The sequence below is a fragment of the Mycobacterium sp. genome (assembly GCF_050701675.1).
Taxonomy (GTDB): domain Bacteria; phylum Actinomycetota; class Actinomycetes; order Mycobacteriales; family Mycobacteriaceae; genus Mycobacterium.
This window is the reverse complement of record NZ_JBOGDD010001072.1, coordinates 1-1,992: the sequence shown is the minus strand read 5'-3', so window position 1 is coordinate 1,992 and position 1,992 is coordinate 1. Positions and strand designations below refer to the sequence as shown.

The window sequence follows — 1,992 nt, the reverse complement described above, 5'->3', positions numbered from 1 at the left end:
TTGCAACGCATCACCGCAGCACTCGCCGACCACAAAGCCGTTCACCCGGAGCTGCCGACGGCTCCGTACGCGGTCAATCAGATCGTGCACCGTTCCAACGACCGCCTCGACGAAGATGTGCAGACCTGCATTGATCACCAGGTTCCGATCATCATCACCTCACTAGGCGCGCGACCAGATATCAACGCAGCCATCCACTCCTACGGCGGGGTGGTGTTTCACGATGTCATCAACAACGAGTTCGCCCGCAAAGCCATCGACAAGGGCGCTGACGGACTGATTGCCGTCGCAGCGGGTGCGGGCGGCCACGCAGGAACGGTCTCTCCCTTCGCCTTGGTACAAGAGATCAGAACGTGGTTTGACGGCCCACTGTTGCTCTCCGGAGCCATCGGGCACGGCCGCTCGATTCTGGCCGCACAAGCCGCAGGTGCTGACCTCGCATACATCGGATCTGCCTTCCTTGCCACACGAGAGGCCGACGCACCCCCCGCGTACAAGGACATGATCGCCGCCAGCACATCGGCGGATATCGTCTACACCAACCTTTTCACCGGTGTGCACGGCAATTACCTCCGTGGATCGATTACGGCCGCCGGGCTAGATCCAGACAACCTCCCGACATCGGAGCCGTCAGCGATGAACTTCGGCTCGGGCGGAAACATGGACGCCAAAGCGTGGAAGGATATTTGGGGAGCCGGGCAAGGCATCGCGACGATCGACTCCACATTACCCACCTCGCAGTTGGTCGCTCGGCTCCGACGAGAGTACGACACCGCGATGGATGGTCTGCCTTCGCGGCGTTGATCAATGACCGGGCCAGGGATGAAATGGCCTGCAACCCTGGCGTGGTGTCGGTTTCGCGCGGCAGCCGCGGATCACCCTCGATCCGTGTTCAAAGCCCACCGCGCCCACTTCTTCATCCGGTGCAGATCGACAACGCTCCGCTCGTCGCGATGGTCGCGGACGGAGATATCGTGCTTGACGCCAACAACTTCCCCGTCATTCCAGCATGCGTACCCTCAAAGTGGAAGTCCTGCCGACCAATTCGGAATATCCTTGAGCACACGACAGGTTGACTGAACCATGACTAAACCAACTCTGGGCAGCTTCGGCGTATTCGGGCTTTTCCAGCAGTGGAAACAACTGACCGCCGCGCAACTGAGGGATATCGAGGCGCTCGGCTATGGCGCAATCTGGGCAGGCGGCTCGCCGCCGGCCGAACTCGACTGGGTTGAGTCGATCCTTGAGCCGACCGAGACGCTGAAGGTGGCAACGGGCATCGTCAACATCTGGTCGGCGGCCGCCGGTCCGATCGCCGAGTCGTTTCACCGCATCGAGGCGGCCCACCCCGGACGATTCCTGCTCGGTATCGGGGCCGGACATCCCGAGCTGATCGCCGAGTACAAGAAACCCTACGACGCGCTCTCCGAATACCTCGCCAAGCTAGACGAATACGGCGTGCCCAAGGACCAGCGCGTCGTCGCCGCGCTCGGCCCACAGGTTCTCAAACTGGCCGCGCGCCGCAGCGCGGGAGCCCATCCCTACCTGACCACCCCGCAACACACCGCTCAGGCGCGCGCCCTGGTCGGACCGGATGCTTTCATCGCCCCCGAGCACAAGGTGGTGCTGACCACGGACGCCGCCCAGGCAAGGGCCATCGGACGCGAGGCTCTCGCCATCTACCTCGAAGGGACCAACTACGTGAACAACTGGAAGCGATTGGGGTTCACCGACTCCGACGTCGCCGCGCCCGGAAGCGACGCCCTGATCGACGCCCTCGTCGCGTATGGCAGCACCGATGCCATCGCCGCCAGACTGAAAGAGCATCTCGCCGCCGGCGCGACCCACGTACCCGTGCAGGTCCTGACCGGACCTGACAAACTGATTCCCTCACTTACCGAATTGGCCGGACCGCTCGGCCTCAACTGATCCCACAACGCGCGGATCAGTAGTCAGCTCAAAGCTATTCGTGCTGGCTAGCCACTAGCTAGT

General features: G+C 62.6%; 2 protein-coding genes. Both read left to right on the top strand.

Features of this window, described 5'->3' with window-relative positions:
* The coding region (locus tag ACRDUX_RS32895; RefSeq protein WP_526420380.1) for an NAD(P)H-dependent flavin oxidoreductase at window positions 1-804 on the top strand (804 nt) is incomplete at its 5' end.
* 279 nt (window positions 805-1,083) lie between these two features.
* Complete coding sequence (locus ACRDUX_RS32890; protein WP_526420378.1) at window positions 1,084-1,929, top strand: LLM class F420-dependent oxidoreductase; 846 nt, start codon at window positions 1,084-1,086, stop codon at window positions 1,927-1,929.
* Window positions 1,930-1,992 lie beyond the last annotated feature (63 nt).